The following is a 1,082-nucleotide window of genomic DNA, read 5'->3' on the forward strand; positions in this document are numbered from 1 at the left end:
CCCCCCCCCCCCCCCCCCCCCCCCCCCCCCCCCCCCCCCCCCCCCCCCCCCCCCCCCCCCCCCCCCCCCCCCCACCCACCGTTTGGCCTGGCGCGACTCCGCGGCGCGCGGGTGGTCCTCGCTGCCGGCAATCAGCAGGACGGGCAACGGGATCCGCTGGACCTGGCGGGGATCGAGACCGGGCAGCTCTTCGCCGGCGCGGAAGTAGGCGGCAAGCGCCGCCGGGTCGTTGGCCAAAAAGGCCTGCCGGGTGGCCGCGTCCACCGGCACGGCCCGGCGCCCGTTCCAGCGGCGGAGGAACTCTTCCATCCCGCCCGTCTCCAGCGCGTCCAGGTAGTCGGGGAAGAAGAGCTTGCCCACCTGGCCGGCCATGCTCCGGTGGGTTCCGCCCAGCATGGTCAGCGAACGCAGGCGCTGCCGCCGGTACACCGCCATCGCGAGTCCTACCCGCGCGCCGAAGGAATAGCCGAAGTAGTTGACGCTGTCCAGCCCGCAGGCGTCCAGCACCGCTTCGACGTCGCCCATGAAACGCTCCATCGTGTAGGCGCCCACGTCGTGTGGCTTGTCGCTGCGGCCGTGCCCGCGCATGTCCAGCGAAATCACCCGGTGCCGCGGCTTGAGGGCACGCTGGTAGCCCAGCCCCCGCCAGGTGGCCTTGGACAGGGCGGTTCCATGGACCAGCAGCAGCGGCTCCCCGGTGCCGGTGTCCTCGAAGGCCAGCCGCACGCCGTCGTCCCCGTTGACGGCAAATCCCATCATGGCCGCTCCAGGGGTGCGGCAGCCGCGTTCTCCAACCTGTTCATTCCCTCACGGTATCGCGTGCCGGTCGCCGGTCTCACAGCCGCCTCCACGCCCGCTGTGAGATTATCGGTGCATGCGCCCAGGTTCCACCCGCCCGCGGATCGCCGGGATTGATGCCGCCCGCGGCATCGCCTTGCTGGGCATGATGGCGACCCACATCTTTGCGCCGTGGACCTCCGGCACGGACCCGCAGCCGAACTTCGTGGGCCTGGTCCTCTCCGGGCGCTCTTCGGCGCTGTTCGCGGTCCTGGCCGGGGTCGGGCTGGCGCTGCTCACCGGCG

2 protein-coding genes are annotated in these 1,082 nt (G+C 72.6%); one reads left to right on the plus strand and one right to left on the minus strand.

The window, feature by feature from the left end:
- Nucleotides 1-759: alpha/beta fold hydrolase (locus tag AC5RUJ_RS16790; RefSeq protein WP_494156305.1), on the minus strand; the 759-nt coding region annotated here is incomplete at its 3' end.
- A gap of 115 nt (nt 760-874) precedes the next feature.
- Here AC5RUJ_RS16790 and AC5RUJ_RS16795 point away from each other — a divergent pair.
- Nucleotides 875-1,082 (plus strand): heparan-alpha-glucosaminide N-acetyltransferase domain-containing protein (locus AC5RUJ_RS16795; protein WP_494156306.1); only part of this gene is annotated, 208 nt, incomplete at its 3' end.

The organism is Arthrobacter sp. Y3223164, assembly GCF_059091005.1.